Source organism: Anabaena sp. UHCC 0187, from assembly GCF_009712035.1.
Classification (GTDB): Bacteria; Cyanobacteriota; Cyanobacteriia; order Cyanobacteriales; family Nostocaceae; genus Dolichospermum.
The window spans coordinates 32,021-50,258 of record NZ_VILB01000018.1; the positions used below are offsets into that span (position 1 = coordinate 32,021).

The 18,238-nt window shown below is 38.4% G+C and carries 20 protein-coding genes; 15 read left to right on the top strand and 5 right to left on the bottom strand.

From position 1 onward, the window contains the following. Positions 1 to 33: 33 nt before the first annotated feature. The 3 genes from FJR11_RS19035 to FJR11_RS19045 all read left to right on the top strand — a co-directional run bounded on the left by FJR11_RS19035 (position 34) and on the right by FJR11_RS19045 (position 3,013). Complete coding sequence (locus FJR11_RS19035) at positions 34 to 1,785, top strand: ABC transporter ATP-binding protein (protein ID WP_168506534.1); 1,752 nt, start codon at positions 34 to 36, stop codon at positions 1,783 to 1,785. Between the two features lie 76 nt (positions 1,786 to 1,861). Further along, positions 1,862 to 2,533 (top strand): HupE/UreJ family protein, encoded by a 672-nt coding sequence (locus FJR11_RS19040; RefSeq protein ID WP_168506536.1) that lies wholly within the window; start codon positions 1,862 to 1,864, stop codon positions 2,531 to 2,533. A gap of 186 nt (positions 2,534 to 2,719) precedes the next feature. After that, the gene (locus FJR11_RS19045) at positions 2,720 to 3,013 is read left to right on the top strand and encodes a hypothetical protein (protein WP_174763133.1); all 294 of its coding nucleotides are present in this window, start codon (positions 2,720 to 2,722) and stop codon (positions 3,011 to 3,013) included. Between the two features lie 98 nt (positions 3,014 to 3,111). Here the strand turns inward: FJR11_RS19045 and surE are convergent, their stop codons facing one another. Beyond that, the gene (gene surE, locus FJR11_RS19050) at positions 3,112 to 3,792 is read right to left on the bottom strand and encodes a 5'/3'-nucleotidase SurE (RefSeq protein WP_168506538.1); all 681 of its coding nucleotides are present in this window, start codon (positions 3,790 to 3,792) and stop codon (positions 3,112 to 3,114) included. A gap of 263 nt (positions 3,793 to 4,055) precedes the next feature. On the opposite strand from surE, the gene FJR11_RS19055 reads away from it, so the two are divergent. Both FJR11_RS19055 and FJR11_RS19060 read left to right on the top strand, forming a co-directional pair. Continuing rightward, a complete protein-coding gene (locus FJR11_RS19055) occupies positions 4,056 to 4,259 on the top strand; it encodes a type II toxin-antitoxin system HicB family antitoxin (protein WP_168506540.1) in 204 nt (67 codons plus the stop codon). Continuing rightward, positions 4,256 to 4,468, top strand: a complete 213-nt coding sequence (locus tag FJR11_RS19060; RefSeq protein WP_168506542.1) for a type II toxin-antitoxin system HicA family toxin — start codon at positions 4,256 to 4,258, stop codon at positions 4,466 to 4,468. The genes FJR11_RS19055 and FJR11_RS19060 overlap by 4 nt, the downstream gene beginning before the upstream one ends. Positions 4,469 to 4,486: 18 nt before the next feature. On the opposite strand, the gene FJR11_RS19065 is transcribed toward FJR11_RS19060, so the two are convergent. Further along, positions 4,487 to 6,067 (bottom strand): S8 family serine peptidase, encoded by a 1,581-nt coding sequence (locus tag FJR11_RS19065; protein ID WP_168506544.1) that lies wholly within the window; start codon positions 6,065 to 6,067, stop codon positions 4,487 to 4,489. 117 nt (positions 6,068 to 6,184) lie between these two features. Here FJR11_RS19065 and rpe point away from each other — a divergent pair, with 117 nt between their 5' ends. The 9 genes from rpe (at position 6,185) to moaA (ending at position 13,957) form a co-directional block, all read left to right on the top strand. After that, positions 6,185 to 6,892 (top strand): ribulose-phosphate 3-epimerase, encoded by a 708-nt coding sequence (gene rpe / locus FJR11_RS19070; RefSeq protein WP_096670666.1) that lies wholly within the window; start codon positions 6,185 to 6,187, stop codon positions 6,890 to 6,892. A gap of 247 nt (positions 6,893 to 7,139) precedes the next feature. Further along, complete coding sequence (locus tag FJR11_RS23785; RefSeq protein ID WP_256366780.1) at positions 7,140 to 7,268, top strand: hypothetical protein; 129 nt, start codon at positions 7,140 to 7,142, stop codon at positions 7,266 to 7,268. A 144-nt stretch (positions 7,269 to 7,412) separates the two neighbouring features. Beyond that, positions 7,413 to 8,177 carry a nucleotide exchange factor GrpE gene (gene grpE, locus FJR11_RS19075; RefSeq protein WP_168506546.1) on the top strand — a complete coding sequence of 255 codons (765 nt, stop codon included), beginning with the start codon at positions 7,413 to 7,415 and terminating at the stop codon, positions 8,175 to 8,177. Positions 8,178 to 8,288: 111 nt separating this feature from the next. Next, a complete protein-coding gene (locus FJR11_RS19080) occupies positions 8,289 to 10,025 on the top strand; it encodes an Hsp70 family protein (protein ID WP_168506548.1) in 1,737 nt (578 codons plus the stop codon). 12 nt (positions 10,026 to 10,037) lie between these two features. Beyond that, positions 10,038 to 11,555, top strand: a complete 1,518-nt coding sequence (locus tag FJR11_RS23645; RefSeq protein ID WP_254444792.1) for a CFI-box-CTERM domain-containing protein — start codon at positions 10,038 to 10,040, stop codon at positions 11,553 to 11,555. Between the two features lie 277 nt (positions 11,556 to 11,832). Continuing rightward, the gene (locus FJR11_RS19095) at positions 11,833 to 12,057 is read left to right on the top strand and encodes an addiction module protein (protein ID WP_168506550.1); all 225 of its coding nucleotides are present in this window, start codon (positions 11,833 to 11,835) and stop codon (positions 12,055 to 12,057) included. 91 nt (positions 12,058 to 12,148) lie between these two features. Further along, positions 12,149 to 12,373 carry a hypothetical protein gene (locus FJR11_RS19100; protein WP_168506552.1) on the top strand — a complete coding sequence of 75 codons (225 nt, stop codon included), beginning with the start codon at positions 12,149 to 12,151 and terminating at the stop codon, positions 12,371 to 12,373. A gap of 9 nt (positions 12,374 to 12,382) precedes the next feature. Next, a complete protein-coding gene (locus FJR11_RS19105) occupies positions 12,383 to 12,802 on the top strand; it encodes a retroviral-like aspartic protease (protein ID WP_168506554.1) in 420 nt (139 codons plus the stop codon). A 168-nt stretch (positions 12,803 to 12,970) separates the two neighbouring features. Next, the gene (moaA, locus tag FJR11_RS19110; RefSeq protein ID WP_168506575.1) at positions 12,971 to 13,957 is read left to right on the top strand and encodes a GTP 3',8-cyclase MoaA; all 987 of its coding nucleotides are present in this window, start codon (positions 12,971 to 12,973) and stop codon (positions 13,955 to 13,957) included. 60 nt (positions 13,958 to 14,017) lie between these two features. Here moaA and rpsD read toward each other — a convergent pair whose 3' ends face one another. Then, positions 14,018 to 14,626, bottom strand: a complete 609-nt coding sequence (gene rpsD / locus FJR11_RS19115) for a 30S ribosomal protein S4 (RefSeq protein ID WP_168506555.1) — start codon at positions 14,624 to 14,626, stop codon at positions 14,018 to 14,020. 262 nt (positions 14,627 to 14,888) lie between these two features. On the opposite strand from rpsD, the gene FJR11_RS19120 reads away from it, so the two are divergent. Beyond that, positions 14,889 to 15,428: a hypothetical protein gene (locus FJR11_RS19120; protein WP_168506557.1), complete on the top strand. Its 540-nt coding sequence runs from the start codon at positions 14,889 to 14,891 to the stop codon at positions 15,426 to 15,428. Positions 15,429 to 15,536: 108 nt separating this feature from the next. On the opposite strand, the gene hetR is transcribed toward FJR11_RS19120, so the two are convergent. Together hetR and FJR11_RS19130 are read right to left on the bottom strand one after the other, a co-directional pair. Then, the gene (gene hetR / locus FJR11_RS19125; protein ID WP_168506559.1) at positions 15,537 to 16,436 is read right to left on the bottom strand and encodes a heterocyst differentiation master regulator HetR; all 900 of its coding nucleotides are present in this window, start codon (positions 16,434 to 16,436) and stop codon (positions 15,537 to 15,539) included. A gap of 528 nt (positions 16,437 to 16,964) precedes the next feature. Further along, positions 16,965 to 18,238, bottom strand: a 1,274-nt coding sequence (locus tag FJR11_RS19130) for a DMT family transporter (protein ID WP_168506561.1), incomplete at its 5' end; no start/stop codon positions are given.

Genomic DNA, 18,238 nt, shown 5'->3' on the forward strand with positions numbered 1-18,238 from the left:
TACCCATTACTAAAAAGTTACATAATTGCTGGCATGGCCAAATCTCACAGACTTGCTAAAATCGCCGATTATTTACGCCCCCATTGGCGAGAAACTATATTGGGTATTATTGCCTTATTCGTTGTTAATGGGCTAGGTGTTTATATACCTTTGTTAATTCGGTCAGGGGTAGATACTCTTTCTAAGAGTTTTAGTTTTAATCAGGTCATCCATTATGTAGTCATCATCGCTCTACTTAGTTCCGCTATGTGGATGATGCGAATGGCTTCTCGGATTTGGATATTTGGTGTGGGCAGACAGGTAGAATTTGACCTGAAACAGCGGATTTTTCAGCACTTATTGCAATTAGAACCCGCTTATTTTACGGTTAATACTCCTGGGGATTTAATTAGTCGCGCCACCAGCGATGTAGATAATATTCGACGGTTGTTAGGTTTTGCTGTTTTGAGTTTGGCAAATACTTTGTTTGCCTATACTTTGACATTGCCAGTTATGCTGTCTCTAAGCGTGGAACTGACATTGGCATCACTAGCAGTTTACCCGTTCATGTTTCTGATGGTGCATTTGTTTAGCGATCGCTTGCGTAACGAACAAACCGTTGTCCAAGAGCAACTTGCAGAAATCAGTGAACTGGTGCGCGAAGATATGAGCGGTATGGCACTGATTAAAATTTACGCCCAAGAAGACAATGAGCGTCAAGCATTTAATCAGAAAAATGAACAGCTATTAACAGCTAACCTCAAACTAGCGAAAAGTCGTAATACCCTATTTCCGCTGATTGGTGGGTTAGCAAATCTCAGTTCTTTGATCATTATCTGGTTAGGTACAGCCAGGATATCTAGTGGTTCTCTGGCCATTGGGGATTTTTTAGCGTTGCTAATTTATGTAGAACGGTTAGTTTTTCCTACCGCTTTGTTAGGCTTTACCATTACTGCTTATCAACGGGGTGAAGTTAGTATTGACCGCTTAGAGACTATTCTCAGTGTAACTCCCAAAATTCAAGACACACCAGATGCTATCCATGTGGAGGCAAGCAAACTCAAAGGGGAACTGACAGCAGTAAACTTTAGTTACACATACTCCGGCGTAAATACCCCAGCTTTAGAACATCTTAATTTTACGATTTCCCCTGGGGAAGTGGTGGCCATTGTTGGTCCCATTGGTTCAGGAAAATCAACCTTAGCCAATGCTCTACCACGGTTATTGGATATTCAGCCAGGACAGTTGTTTTTAGATGGCTTAGACATTACTAAACTAGCTGTGAGTGATTTACGGGGAGCGATCGCCTACGTACCTCAAGATAGTTTTTTATTCAGTACCACAGTCAAAAATAATATCCGTTATGGCGATCCCATTACAGCAGAGGAAGATGTGGTTTACGCCGCAAAAATGGCGCAAATTGATGCAGAAATCCAGAATTTCCCCCAACAGTATGAAACCTTAGTTGGTGAGCGTGGGATTACTCTTTCTGGTGGACAAAGACAACGCACAGCTTTAGCAAGAGCAATGTTAATTGATGCCCCGATCTTACTGTTAGATGATGCTCTTTCCAGTGTAGATAATCAAACTGCTACACAAATTCTGAATAATCTTTCTACTGGCACAAAAAGAAAAACTGTAATTTTCATTACTCATCAACTTTCCGCCGCTGCCTCATCTGACCGCATTTTGGTGATGGATCAGGGTAAAATTGTCCAAATTGGTCATCACTCAGAATTAGTAGCACAGCCGGGACTTTACAAAACTTTGTGGAATCAGCATCAAGTAGAAGAACTATTACGTTGAACCAAAATGGATTAATTTTTGTAATAATTAGCAGTAATATTAATTACCAACAAAACTAATTTGACATAATCTAAAGATGTTTAAAAATTCACCATCATTAGCTTCTGAGTCCAGTAGTTTGCCCAAATCTAAACAGCAGCGTCTTCTAGGGGCAATAGGTATTTTAGTTGTCATTAGTTTGCTGACTTCAGCCGGTGGATCACCCATTGAACACAATGTTTCCAATGGCTGGGAAGGGTTTATTTGGGGCATAGCCGATCCAGTGATTAGTTTAGACCGTTTTGCGGGTATTGTGGCACTGGGTTTATTCTCCGCTAGATTCGTCCGTGGTAGTTGGTTAAATATAACCTTTGTGATTGCTGCTATTTGTGGACAACTAATTAACTTGTCTCCAGTAATCTTACCCGGATCATCAATAGCTATTGCTATTTGTACTATCGCTTTAGGGATGATGTTAGTTACACCAATTTCTATGAATTGGTTAGCTATCGCCATATTAAGCGTTACTGCTGGCATATTTCAAGGTTACGCTGATGCAGCCCATATTATTGGTGCGGAAATATTCACCGTAATTACTTACGTGATTGGTGTTACTCTATCTCAATCAATAATTATCATGAGTTCCAGAGAAATAGGTGTAACTTTTGGCATCAATGAATTTAACGAAATCTTACCTAAAATTGCTAGATTTGCTGGGTTTATATTTTGTGCAATTGGTATCGTATTTTTGGGATACTCAATAATTTAACTGAGGGATTGGGGAACAGGTATTGGGATTGCTTAATTAGGAATTAAAAATTACATTCATCTAGCTATAACGGAGGAATTATTACCAATTACTTTATTTATTAATGATGCTGATTATGAAACTATTGGATGAATATTTAGGAATATTAGTGTGATGATTTTTTCCCAAGATTGGAGCAGGCCAGAAATGATTGCAACTGGAGTAGAAGCAAAAATCAGTCGCTTAGAATCTCTTGTTGAACAAATTGGAGACGCTGTACTCTCGACAACCGAGACAATTGAACGTCTTGCTCAAAGAGTAGATGCCCTAAGTCTACAAGTAGAAGCTCAAGGAAAACAAGTACAGCAGCAAGGTTATCAGATTTTTGCTTTGTGTGACGCTGTGCAAAGTTTAGCTGACTCTCAAAAAGATTCCATGCAACAAATTACTCAGTTATCACAAACCTTAGATGGGCTTGTATCCTTATTACAAGATGAATAATGATGGAAGGAGTCAGGAGTCAGGAGTCAGGAAGAAGAAGGAAGAAGAAGGAAGAAGAAGGAATAATCTAGAACCTGAATTAGTAAGTCCTAATTGTCTCAAACCCTTAATTTTGTCACCGCGATTTTTCCAGAAAAACATATATCAACATCACTATCAGGAGTCCGTTCTCGTTTACCATATTCTCCTATGTAGTAAAAATCATCACCTTCTATTCGATAATTAACAGGTAAAGGTTTCGTACAAGCTTGACAAAATACCACTTCTGGATCTGCTTGTTGCGGTAATAGGTGCGGTAAATTGACATTCCAAAAACATCCAGGTTCTAGGGGAAGTTCCATCAAATTATCTAACAATGCAGATGTCCATCTAATAGCCGCATCCCAATCATAATCACGTTTACCTTGACGATATTGAGAAACTGCAATTCCGGGAATTCCGTGCATTGCGGCTTCTCTGACAGCAGCCACAGTCCCAGAAATATACGCATCAACTCCCAAGTTTCCCCCAGCATTAATCCCGGAAATCACATACTTGACATCTTCTGTAATATGTGATATGGCAACTCGGATACAATCAGCGGGAGTTCCCGCTATTGCATATTCAAAATCAGAACGACGTTGCAGATTAATCGGTTGGTGGGTAGTAACTTGATGTCCACAGCCTGATTGATGGGTTTGTGGTGCAGCAATAATTACCGATTTACCATTTACTGCTTTAAGTAAAGCTGCAATACCTGGTGCGTCTATACCGTCGTCATTGGTGATAATTATAGTCATGCTATGTTTTTTAATACTTATTATATTTATACTTTCGCAATAATTTACAAAAAGTACGGCTATGGGATAACTTAACTCCATGAAATTAATTATACTGCATCTGCGATACAATCATAACTTGAACTGCTTTAAGTTATCCACAAGGACAGTAAATTAGCCTTATCTAACAGAACTTAGGTCAAGCCAGGATATTTCACTGTGCTGATTTTTAGCAGGTGATCTGTTAAAATTTGTTCATATCAACAACTATAAATGTAAAAGCAATGAAAATTAAAGCCATTATTTATCCTGCCGAAGAAGGTGGTTATTGGGCTGAAGTACCTGCTCTTCCAGGTTGTATAACCGAAGGAGATACAATGGAAGAATTGGTTAATAACCTTCAAGATGCGATACAAGGCTGGTTAGAAGTAGCGAATGAAATCCAAAAACCAGATCCTATCTCACAAATTATTGAAATTGCAGTATGAAATCAATCTCAGGGAAAAAATTATGTAAAATTATTGAGAAAAAAGGCTGGATTCTCAAAAAAATTACAGGTAGTCATCATATTTATGAAAAGCCTGATGAGACTAAAATTATCTCTATTCCTGTACATCGAAATCAAGATCTAAAGCTGGGGACTTTAAAATCAATAATGAAAATAGCTGAACTATTAGAAGATGATTTAATCGCTTAATCTGACAATTACCAAATATCACCTTTCCCCGACAGTCCACCAAGCCAAAGCATAAGGTTGAATAGCTTCATTAACCTGCTTTTTAAATTGCACCCGAATTTTATAATTACCATTAGCGGGAACTGGACAAAAAATATGTTCCACACTATCAACCTCACTCACAGAATCACAAACAACAACTTCATTAGTTTTAACTAAATAAACATCAAGATTATTTAATCCTTTATCTATAAATGTTTCACCTATATCATATTCCTGATTATTATCTTTATCATCCAACTCCACCAAACGATCCCAAATTAAAGTAATAGCCACAAAACTATTTTGTTTCAAACCCTTTTGCAAAGTATATTCCCTAGAAGAATTAGCATTAACAGTACCATAATCCCACCCAATAGGCGGAACTGGTGCATCAGGTTTCCACTCACCACCATTCAATTGTTGATAAGCTCGGAAAGCATTTAAATGACCTGCCCCCATTTGAGCATCTAGAGGAATTTTTGCATTTTTATAAGCGTCCGTTACTAACCAATCTTGATTTTGTTTATCAATTAACGTCCTCGTCATTCCCAACCGTAAACCATCACCACTATCTTTAATTTTATCGGCTGAATTGAGTAATATTGCTTTCATGACTTGATGACGACGAGCATCAATAGTCCAATTTGGTTGTTTAGTTCGTAACTGTCTATCAACAAATTCCTGTAATAAAGCCACCGTAGCCGTAACTTGTGGTGCGGCAAAACTCGTACCCGTAGATTTATTTAATTGACCATCAGGATTAAGTAAAGGAATATTAGTCCCAGGAGCAACTATATTAATTGCACTTCTCCCACCAATATTAAATTCTTTCCCAGCCAAACGATTTTCTATACCTTGATTAATACTCGCTAGATTAGAAACGTGAACTTTATTAAAAATTCTCTCTCGTTCCGATGAAAAAGCCACATTAATTGCGTTAAAATTGTCTGTAGGAATGGGAATCCCGCCTTTGCCTTGATTGCCAGCAATTGAATATACAACATCATGAACCCGGCTAGACCAGTCAATACATAATGTTAATAAAGCATTACCATCTAAAACAGCTTCTGGTCGGGGATCACGTTCCAGAGTTTCACCAAAACTAAAATTAATCGCCCGCACATCACCACCATTTTGTAATGCAATATGTTGTGCTGATAAACACTCCTCCGGTTGACCAATTTTTTTTGTAGATCCTACAGCGGAAGAATATAAACGGGCGTTTGGGGCGACACCAGGAAAAGCCTTATCTTGACTTACCATGACACCAGAAACATTATAGGCATGAGGATCAACGCCAACATTCGATTTAGCAGGGGCATTGCGTGAAAACACGGCAAATGGAGATACAGCCCGATTTTTAGATACGGCTTTATCCCAGCCAAACATCCCCGGACGACCAATTTCTACTTGACCAATGGCAATTTTTCGCCCAGTCAAATTATAAGGGGCTTGATGTAGTTTCAGCGCATCAATACCGTTAGCACCTAAAAAATTTGCAAACTTCACCCCAGCAAAGACGGGTAAAGTCAAGCAAGAAAAACCTACACTCCAAAAAATTAGCCAATTTTTGTTCATATTTTTAGGGAAGAGGGGGAAGTTTTCTTAAAAATTTGAATTTTGAATTAATTTTTAATAATTTCTCCATATTTTGTTACAATGCCTACAGACGAAGACGCTTAAAACCCACTAGCCATGACCCAAAATTCATCTCAAAAGCCTATAGTTATCGCTCCATCTATCCTATCAGCAGATTTTAGCCGTCTGGGTGACGATATCCGCGCCGTAGACAAAGCGGGAGCAGATTGGATTCACGTTGATGTAATGGATGGACGTTTTGTCCCTAATATTACAATAGGTCCCCTGATTGTGGAGGCGATTCGTCCAGTTACAACCAAACCTCTGGATGTCCACTTGATGATTGTGGAACCAGAAAAGTATGTAGAAGGGTTTGCTAAGGCTGGTGCTGATATTATTTCTGTCCACGCAGAACATAACGCATCTCCTCACCTGCACCGCACCCTCGGACAAATCAGAGAACTCGGTAAGAAAGCTGGGGTTGTACTCAATCCGGGTACACCTTTGGAGTTAATTGAATATGTCCTAGAATTGTGCGATTTAGTGCTAATTATGAGCGTTAACCCCGGTTTTGGTGGTCAAAGCTTTATTCCTAGCGTAGTTCCTAAAATCCGCAAGTTGCGTCAAATGTGCGATGAACGCGGTTTAGATCCTTGGATTGAAGTGGACGGGGGACTCAAAGCTAATAATACTTGGCAAGTTTTGGAAGCTGGCGCTAATGCTATTGTAGCGGGTTCGGCTGTGTTCAATGCCCCTGATTATGCTGAGGCGATTACCAATATCCGTAACAGTAAGCGTCCGACTCCAGAATTAGCTGCTGTTTAATTTAATACTTGTGATTAATTGAAAGCTAGATCCTCGATTTCTTTCGGAAGTCGGGGATCTATTTTATTTTTGATAAAATTTGATGCACTCTGGAATTTGGTTTCAGGGTGATATTTGCGTAATTTTTCTTAATTTATTGTATATGAATATAAGATAATTTCAGTAATTTTGACGTATTAGTTATTTCTAATTGTGATTTAATGAGATTAGTTGAGTAGCTTAGTATAAAAATCGTTAAGGTGTCGAGATGGGGCAGTTCTCAGACTGGATGATAGTTGGTGCATTTACTTTTGGTGTTGGTATAACTGGTTCTTTTACAGGACAAGTCAGCGTGGCTTTGTTAGGTAGCTTACAGAAAAGCCACACAATTAAATAAGCTATTTATTGGAATAGGTATCTTCCAATATAAATATAGAATGTAATGATACTGATAGATAAGCTTAACGAGCAGTATTTACTCTAAATACGGCATTCTCACTCAATATCTAACTTTCCGGCAATTTACAAAGGAGTTCTCTAAATGCGTAAAACTACAAACCCTTTTAAAAAACATCCGCTTCTTTATGGCATTACTGCAATTATTTTCGTCATTTCTCTGATAGGTCTTGCAGTTATTCTTTTACCTAATCCCCTTAAAATTGGGCGCGATATCCTCTTCGTTATTTCAGCAATTTACCTTTTGGTATCTTTTAGCTTTTTCTTATGGATCTCACTGCGAGATCAGGATCAAGAATTGGTGGGTGTCTTGCCAAAAACAATTGAAGAACTCAAAAGAGTTGGCAGAGAGTATTACAGAAATACTGCTGCTATTGAAGAAAATAGTGCGCGAGTTGATAAATTACATAACGGTATTGAACAGGAAATTGGAGAGCTTATAGAGAGTAACAAGTCTATTGCCAAAGAATTGATGGAACTGCGTCAAGAAAAGGGTAATTGCCAGCGTGAATTAAATAATTGGTACAAGAGTGCTATTGATTTTTTTCAAACATTGGAACGAGGACTTGAAACTGAAAAAAATCATGAGCGTCTAGAAGTGATTGAGAAAAATATTCGAGAGTTTGAAATGCTTTTTAACAACCGGGGTTTATATCGCATCATTCCATCTATTAACGGTAAGTTTGATGAAACTCAACATGAGTTTAAGGGTGAAGAAATATCATCAGAACTAGAAGATGGATCTATTCTAAAATGCAATCGTTGGGGATATAGATTAGGTGAAAAAGTATTACAACCAGCAGCAGTAATTCTCGCCAAAAAACCTGAATCCTTAGATTTTTCTGAATAAGAAACACCTGTAGAACCTCTTAAAGATATCAAGACTGATTCTTAGAGAGTATTATTCAAACTGTAACTTTAATTGCATCACTACGAAAGGTATTATCAGGAGATTTCAAAAATGACAACAAATTACGCCATTGGTATTGATTTAGGTACATCAACCTCAGAAATTTGTGTTTATAAAAATAATGAGTCTTTACCAATTTCTGATCCGAGTACAAAAATTCCTATTATCCCTTCAATTGTTGCTATCAATGAGCGAGGAAAACTTTTAGTTGGAGAAACAGCAAGGGGAATTGTTGATCGTGCAGGTTTTGGTGTGAGAGAAAGCAAGCGAAAAATGGGAAAAGGTGAAGTAATTAGCTTACGAGAACAAGATTATCGTCCAGAAGAAATTGCCGCTTTGATTCTGAGGAAATTAAAGGATAATGCTGAAGAAGCCTTAGGACACCCAATTCAAGATGTAGTCATTTCCGTACCTGCTAATTTTCCAGATGCTGCTCGTAAAGCCACATATAATGCTGGTGAGATAGCTGGTTTGAATATACTCCGTTTGATCAATGAACCAACCGCAGCAGCATTAGCATTTGGCATTAAAAATATTAATTCTGAAGAACAACTTGTTGTGTTTGACTTTGGTGGTGGAACTTTAGATATTTCAGTTCTAGAAATGTTTGAAGGAGTGTTAGAGGTAAAAAGCAGTTTCGGTGATGAGGAATTGGGTGGTAAGGATTTTGATGATGTGATGATTTTGCTGTTACTCAAAAAATTTGCAGCACAGCATCCAGAAGTTTCAGTTGATAACCGTGAAACGGAATTAAAGGAAAAAGCAGAACTAGCAAAGAAAATACTTTCTACAGAACAATCTTGTGATGTTCACTTTTCCAATTTTGCAACTAAAGATGGAAAAGCAATTGATTTAGATGTAGAAATTACTCGCACAGAATTTGAACAAGCGATCGCTCCACTTTTAGAAAGAGCAAGAACTTGTATCCGAGGAGCATTAAATGCTAAGAAAATCCGACCAAGTGCAATTGATAGAGTGTTGCTAGTTGGTGGTACAACCTATATTCCCGCAGTGCGGAAAATGGTAGCGGAAATGTTTGGAAAACAACCAAAATTAGATGTTAATCCAGATTTAGCAGTTGGTATTGGTGCTTGTATACAAGCTGCTCTAGCCAATGGATTAATTAATGAAGAAAGCGGCATTATTTTAACAGATGTATCCTCCCGTGGTTTAGGAATTGATGTGGTGAGCATCATCGGTGGACAAGTGATGTTGACTTATGAACCGTTGATTCAACCAAACACTACTATCCCTTATTCAGTCAAAAAAACTTACACCTTACTTCATGCTGAACAACAGCAAGTTGAAGTGCGACTCTATGAAGATCGTACAGGCAAGGCTAAACTGCCTGTAGATGCTGAAGATACGGGAATTGCTGGTCAGATTACTGATATCCCACCTGCACCAAATGGCAATCCTTATCCAATTGAAATTGAATTTTCTTACGATATTAATGGGCTTGCTACACTTACAGCCAGTATTCCCGATATTCGTAAAAGTGTTGAAATTGTCTATGGAAAGTCAGACAAACGCATGACTGATGAGGAAAAACAAGCCGCTACAAAACGTAATCAAGACTTATGGAAACAGAATGAACGAGCAAAAGAATTTGAAAGCTTGATCAATAAAGCTGAAGGCTTTATGGCAGGTATTCCACCCCAGGAAAGATCGCCTCTTTCTCGCGCGGTAATGGATTTGAAAGAGGCTTTGATGACTGACAATTCTCATGAGATTGAAGTAGCAGGTGATCGCCTCATAGACATGATGTATGACTGGGAAAATCAATAGGGGTGTAATCAAATGGCTTACGAACTTTACGAAACACTAAATCTCCCCACACAAGCATCTAGTGAAGAAATTCGCCGTTCATATTATCGTCTAGTACGCAAACATTCACCGGAGAAAGATCCTGAAAGGTTCAAACTTATTCGAGAGGCTTATGAGACCCTATCCGATCCTAAAGCCAAGCAAGGCTATGATTCATTACAGAAACATGGTGGAGAAATTATTCAACTCCTAAGTCAAGCCGAAGATAGAATCAATGAGGAAAATTGGACTGAAGCAATTCGTCTCCTCAAACATACTCTGATACTTTCTCCTACTTCCGATCCAATTCGTAATCGTTTGGGATTATGTTATATCCATAACAAACAATTAGATGAAGCTGGAAAACTGTATTATAGTTTAACTAAATCAAATCCTGATGTTGCTCTATATTGGTCGAATTTTGGTTGTACTTATAAAGAAAAAGCAGAATCTGTTTCAGAAAACGATTCTCAGCGTTCTGAACTCTATAAAGGAGCGAGAACTTGCTTTAAAAAGTCAATAGAGTTAGAGTCTTTTAACTCACAACCTTTCATGGTGATTGCCCAAACTTTTTTAGCTGAAGAAAATTACTCAGAAGCTGTCAACTGGACAGAGAAAGCTATAGGTGCAGATGGAAAAGTTGATTTTCAAGACTTTGATGCACTTTTCTCCCTTTGTATTATTTATTTACGCAGTAGTCAACTAGAACAAGTTACATCCACAGCAGAACGGATTATTTCTTGTTTACCAGAAGATGAAGATGTACGCAATTACGTTGCATCTAAATTTGCCGTGATTGGATTTGAACTAGTTGAAGCTGGTGCAAAATACATAAACCCCAACATATTAAAAGCTGCACTAACTTTCATGGAAGCAGCAAAAAGATTCAGTCCTGGTAATGGTGAAATTGGGAAAATACATAAGAGCATTTCAGAAGTTGTTAGTGCTTTCAGTCAATATGATATTCTCAAAGATGATTATCAAATTATCCCCGGCTTTAAAAGATTAGCAGCATTCGGCATTGTAACCGCATTGGGAGCAGAAGATTCTGCCTATGAACGAGAAAGAAATTTCAAAAGTATCATTGATGAAATTAGCAACTCACCTGATAACGAAGTTTTCGCATCTGCACAGCGGATAAAGTCTAGATATCCTGCCATATATCAGTTAAATGCTGAATTTTTTGCTCGACTGGAAAAGATAGCTCTAGATATTTCTAAAAAGCAGCAGTATCAACCACAATCTCAAACACAGTCTCAAACTACTAACAATTCTTCGGATTGCTTTGTTGTTACAGCCACTTACGGTACACCATACTCACCAGAAGTAATTAAATATCGTTACTTCAGGGATGAATATTTAACTAAGAATATCTTAGGAAGGAAATTCATTGGTCATTATTATCGTTTTGGTCCGATAGCTGCAAGCTACATTAAAAAGCACCCAAATCTCAAAAAAATAATGGCGTTTTTGCTGGGTAATTTAGCTAAATACTTACCTAATCAAAATTAGTCTTATGGATTTGTGAATATTTCTAAACCCAGATACCCGACTTCTATGATCAATTTACCATTTATTTACAGGCTAAAAAAAGAAGTCGGGTATCTTATTTCTAATGATTAATTTACGATAAAATATAATAATACATAAGATGAATTATTTTGTAAATTCATCAAAATCAAATTTCATGACTATAATTTCTGTTAGTAAATAACACATAGTTATTACTCCCAAATTAACCGCATTTATGCTAAAATGCCATTACCGCACTCTGTAAGGAGTTTTCTGTATGGCTAACGTTACTTACGATGAAATTTTTGGAGCAGTATTAACTTTACCTCCTCTATACAGAGCGATGCTTGCTGAACATCTTCTCAAAAGTCTTGATGAAATTAATCCTGAAGTCGAGGCTGCTTGGGAAACAGAAATTGCAAATCGCATACAGGCAATAGATGAAGGTCAAATCGAGTTAATTCCAGCCGATGAAGTATTGCAAAGACTAAGGAATCGCTGATGTTTCTTGAATTCCATCCTCATGCACAAATAGAATGCCTTCCTTGAGAATAGCGCACTATAATCTAAATAGTCTTTTATCATTTATTTATATGACATTGACAGAAATATTGCCATCACTCCAAAAATTATCCCATCGAGAAAAAATCCAAGCCATTCAATTTTTAGCCATAGAATTAGCTAAAGAAGAACAAGATTCAGGTGTTATTGAAAATGGAAAAACCTATGAAGTTTGGTCACCTTATGATGCTTTCTCAGCAGAAAAAGTTTTAACCGATATGTTAGAACAACATTTATTACAAAAAGAAACAAAATAAAGCAATAAAATGACATTGAAAAAACGCTTTAAATTTATCGAAAAATCAAACTCTTTAGGAGAAATTAGCTTCGTTCCCTATCTTCCTTTTAGCTTATCATCTCCAGATAGTTCGATTTCAGTATCAGGATTATTAGACACAGGAGCAAGTGTCAATGTTTTACCCTATGAAATAGGATTACAACTAGGGCTAAATTGGGATAACTATAATACATCTGTTACTCTGGCAGGTAATTTAGCCAATTTTCCCGCTAAAGGAGTTATTTTATCAGCCACAATTGATCCATTTGTACCTATTACCTTAGTTTTTGCTTGGACTCAAGCTAAAAATATACCTTTACTTTTAGGGAGAATCAATTTTTTTCAGGAGTTTGATGTGTGTTTTTATAGTTCTCAATTAGCTTTTGAACTTGCACTTAAGTCTATATAATTGGAAAGTTACACTGTAATCTCTCTTTGAATTTATGGCTGGAGAGGAATAGCGCGATCGCTAACTTATCATTTGCCTTTATTTTATTCCTTTGAAAAATCAGTTAAGATGATTTTGGTACAACCGCTCTAAATAATTGACTTCCCAAATATGACAACCAGCGCAACTATAAACAAAGTGGACTACCTCCGCATCAGTTTAATTGATCGCTGCAATTTCCGTTGTCAATACTGTATGCCAGCAGGTGCAGAACTTGATTATATCGTCAAGCAGCAATTATTAACTGATGAGGAACTGCTTACCCTCATTCAAGAAGTATTTATCCCCGTTGGTTTTACCCGCTTTCGCTTAACCGGTGGTGAACCTTTACTCCGTCCTCATGTAGTTGATTTAGTCGCCAAAATTGCTCATCTTCCCCAAACCGAAGATTTAGCAATGACTACAAATGGGTTTTTACTCGCTCCTATCGCCCAAAATCTCTATAATGCAGGTTTAAAAAGAATTAATATTAGTTTAGACTCCCTAGATTCACATATATTTGAAGAAATTATCGGTAATCATGGACGTGGACGCTGGCAACAAGTATGGCAAGGTATCCAGACCGCGTATAATGTGGGATTTGACCCGTTAAAATTAAATGTAGTCGTAATTCCTGGCGTTAATGACCATGAAATTTTAGATTTAGCAGCTTTAACCATTGATAAACAATGGCACGTTAGATTTATTGAATTTATGCCCATTGGTAACGGAGACTTATTTGGCGATCGCGGTTGGATATCTTCCGCAGATTTGCGTCAATCAATCCGGCATCGTTGGGGCTTGACAGAATCTCAAATTCGTGGTAATGGACCGGCTGATGTATTTCAAATTCCTGGGGCTAAAGGCACAATAGGATTTATTAGCCAAATGTCAGAATGTTTTTGCGATCGCTGTAACCGGATGCGTCTGAGTGCCGACGGTTGGCTACGTCCCTGCTTATTAAACGAAACAGGTCAAATTGACTTAAAAACCGCATTACGTGCAGGTATTAGCACCACCGAATTACAAGAACAAGTCAGACGAATTTTAAATATCAAATCAGAAATAAACTTTAAACAACGCGACTCTGGTACTGTCGGCACTTATACCCGTACCATGTCGCAAATTGGCGGTTAGTCATTAGTCAGTTGTTCGTTGTTTAATAACCACTAACTACTGACCACTGACCATTGACTACTACGCTTGACGTGAGTAGTATTCCACCACAAGTAGTTCATTAACTTGTAGAGCTACCCATTCCCGTTCAATCACACTATTGACCTTACCAGACAACTTAGTTTTATCAAACTCTAGATGACTAGGCAGGTTAGCTAAACCGGGATATTGCAAGTTAGCTTCCACCAACTTCTTAGAAACTTCTCTGTTTCTCACAGCGACTTCTTCACCAGGACGGCACTGATAGCTGGCAATATCTACTGGTTTGCCATTCACAGTGACGTGACCGTGATTCACCAATTGACGGGCGGCTGGAATTGTGGGAGCCATACCCATGCGGAAAACGGTATTATCCAGGCGCATTTCTAACAATTGCAGCAACACCTGTCCGGTAGAACCAGCTACTCGTCTAGCTTTACGGACATAACGAAGCATTTGTTTTTCAGTTAAACCGTAGTTCATGCGGAGTTTTTGCTTTTCCTCTAAACGGATAGCATACTCAGAGCGCTTTTTACGGTTTTGACCATGTTGTCCGGGGGGATAAGCACGTCTAGCACTCTTCCGAGTTAAGCCTGGTAATTCGCCTAAACGACGGACAATTCTGAGGCGGGGTCCTCTATATCGGGACATGAGTTTCCTTAATTTAATCCTTCTAAAATTTTATTCAGACCTACCATTATGGCATAGTTCCCAAAAGCATAGACATTTTATAGCTAAATTGCCTTTTATTTACCGCTAATATTCAGAGAAATCAATCCGTTGAATTCACCAATTTTCGGTGGATTTATGGTGATTGCACCGACATTCCTTGATGGTAGAAGATTGGGACTAAATTCTACGGTAGCATAACCTTGGTTGAATCGAAAACGGTTATGTTAAAAAGCGAAAAAAAATGAGTAACCTTGGGAACAAACAAACCAATTATGCCTTCAGGGCATTTACAGCATCATTTATAACCATAGGTGGATTAATAACCAGTAGTTTACCTACTCTGGCTGTTACCGATTCCTATGGGAATGACTATCGGGTTTGTGCTGCTCAACTATTAAGCGTGGGAGTCACAGCTAAATCGGCATCTCAAAGTTGTGCCACTGCACTTCGACCACGAGAGTTATCCTCATGTGTAGCAAAAATTCATAAGCTTACACAAATCACACCTGTGGATGCCCTTTATTCCTGTCAGCAGGCTCGTCGTCCACAGGATCTAGCAACCTGTGTAGTTAGCATTAGTAAGAGTAATCAGGGTTCAGAAAATTCAGCTACTTTAACATCCTGTGGTCGCAGTTTGTTACCAGTAACTTTTGCTGAATGCGTAGTTGGTTTACGTCGAGAAATTGATTTAAGTCCTACTCAGGCATTAAATACTTGTATTGATGCCAGTGAGGGATCTAGCGGTTTTGGCGGGGTGTCTACAAAGCCATTGGGTTTGTAACCCCAACTTGAAGACTTTCGCTTTGTCCATCAACTCCCATGAGTAAATAGATTCATAACTGTAGGGTTGGTAAATATGCCACCCTACCCAACATAAAAATTGTGTTTTCTATTCATCTTTATTACCAACAACCATTTGTAAGATCATCGGTACTCCGCCCTCTTGGTGATATTTATCCCCCCAAGAACGAATAATTTCATCTAATTCCTCCATTGCTGGCTCAATCCAATCAGCCGGAATGTCCAGTTCTTCTACCGCCCGCATCGTGTTTGGTTTACGCTCTGCCCAATATTTCATCATTCGGAAATATCGAGCCGTGTCCTCTACCATTGTGTACGTGCGTTCTTGATCATCCGCTGGAGCATAGAACGGACGAGTGAGAGCATAAAAGGGCATTCCCCACGGACAATCAATGCGTGTTACCGTTCCTGAATACAGTAGACGACGCTTAATATGTTCGGCTAATGCTTCACTCAAGGGCATCTGATGATTAGGAGGCAATTCTTCCTGCGATCGCTTATGGAGAAAGTCAATTAACTCCATAAAGTCAAATGAGGAAACTAACTTGGCATCAGGAAGATTGTCTGGGAGCTTTTGCTCAATTTGTTTTTTCTCTTCACTGGTCAAACTAGTACCGGGAACACGGGATCTTCCTGGTTGCCAAGGATATTTTTCCATCCAGACATAAGGAAGTTGGATCAGATAACGAGGTTCTTGGGAACCCAGCATTTTTAGAAGTTTGCCTTCAGTTAAAGCAAGTCTGACTTCCTCAACAATGATTTTAACTCGCTTCGGCTCAAGGTGATGCAAATGTCCAGTCATTCTCAGGTTTTGTCCCTGTTCTAGATAGGTCATGTAAATTGCACACTTTGCGGCTGTTGCGGCTGCATCTAAAAATGCTCCATGCCTGTGGCCACTTGTACGCATGGCACTGAAGGCCAGATAAAGCATGATCTGATCCATCGCACTAGGGCCAAGACGCTTGATCAGATCGATGTCGTTGGTCATATTCTACAGACAGATAAATGGCTCGTTTACAAGTGTGATATTCAAATCAAACTACGAATTATACACCCAGTTGGATACAAATATTTTAAATCTAAACCTAAAATTACTGGTTGACTCGGAAATTTTTAGGTGGTAAATGTTTGGGGCGTAAATTGGTAATTTCTCGCGTCTGACCAACTAACCCCTCCCCCTGGTATGACTAGAAAACTTTAGGTATCCAGGGTGTTGGGATGCAGGGATATAGAGAAGGACGTAAGAAACTAAAATGATTTGTGTTTTGTATCTAAGAGACCATTATAACTTTCTATTGCTGAAATATCTATACATTTTTAAAAAATTTTTCCATGAATTTGTTCCGGATCTAGCAAAAGTCAAGAGTGACAAGTAAAACACCGATGTGGATGCAGTTTTCCGATCAGTATGATCAATTGATGTCCTAACTGCGTTATTTACTAGTACACAACGGCGTAAGTCAATCAACCATTAAAAATTTGACAAAAGCTTGTGTAATCTGCTTTTGTCAAATTTTTAATTCCGCACTGCGGTACTAGGTTGTGGCTGATTGGGTGTTTTTCTCCAGCTAATACTTGCTGCACCAGCCGTAACCAAGATAACTCCTATCACTTGGACAATATTTAGGGATTCTTGCAGCATTAAACCAGCAAAAATTACGGTTAAAATTGGGACTGTAGCTCCAACTAAAGATGAAACAGGAGAGCCTAGTTTACGAATGCCAAAATTATTAAATAAGTAACCGCACAAAGTCAAAACGCCTAATATAAAAGCACTTAACACCAATTCCAGGATATTAGAAGAGCTAATTGCTAAACTTAAATTACTGGGTAAAGGAATTATTAAGCAGATAAAACTTAATAACAACATGGTAGTGAAATTAATTAAAGTCAAAGATACGGGATGTAGTTTGAGTTTAGTAGCGCATATCCTCGTCAGAATCACATAAATTGCAAATGCTATCCCAGACAGAATAGCTGTGGTGCTTCCTAAGGAAGTATTATTCACCCCTACAGACTGACTACCTAAAACTAATAATTCACCGCAAAAAATTGCCGCCATTGCACCCGTAACGAATAACTTAGGACGTTCCTGAAATAGAAACCACGACAGGAACACACTCATAACCGGATAGATAAAGAAAAGGGCGATCGCCATTCCTGTTGTTACTTCACCAATAGCAACGTAAATAAATACCTGGGACAAAAATAACAAACAACCGCTGATGACTGATAAAAATAAAGCCTGTTTGGTTTTTTTCTGGCTAGGAGTTGCATTTGCCCGTAACGAAGCCAATAAATTTTCTAGTTCTTGCCAAATAGGGGGATGTAATATAGGTGATAAAAGTAACATTAATGGTACAACCACTAATAAACGTAGCATTAAAATTAAGAAAATATTACCCAATGTAGGTAAAATCAACTGCTGTGTTTGCAATCCTGCCAAGGAATTAGAACCTGTATAGAAAATCGCTTTAATAGCAACATTGTAAAGGGATGAAACCACCGCAGACAGAAAAATCAACAGGAAACCTATCTGCAACTCTGACCAGTTAGGAGATGTGCGGGATCTTTGTTGTCTGGGTGTTATTGGTTGCCTAGGAGTTGTTGGTTCTTTGGGTATTGTTTGTTGTTTGGGAGTTGTTTGTTGTTTGGGAGTTGCTTCCCGTCTTAATTTGGGCGATGGAGATCGTCCTGTTGATAAATTAGGAGTTAAAACTGAACGTGGTTCAGGTGTTGTCTCTCCTAAAGATGGTGCGGATAGTACGTTAGAACTAAGAACCGCACTAA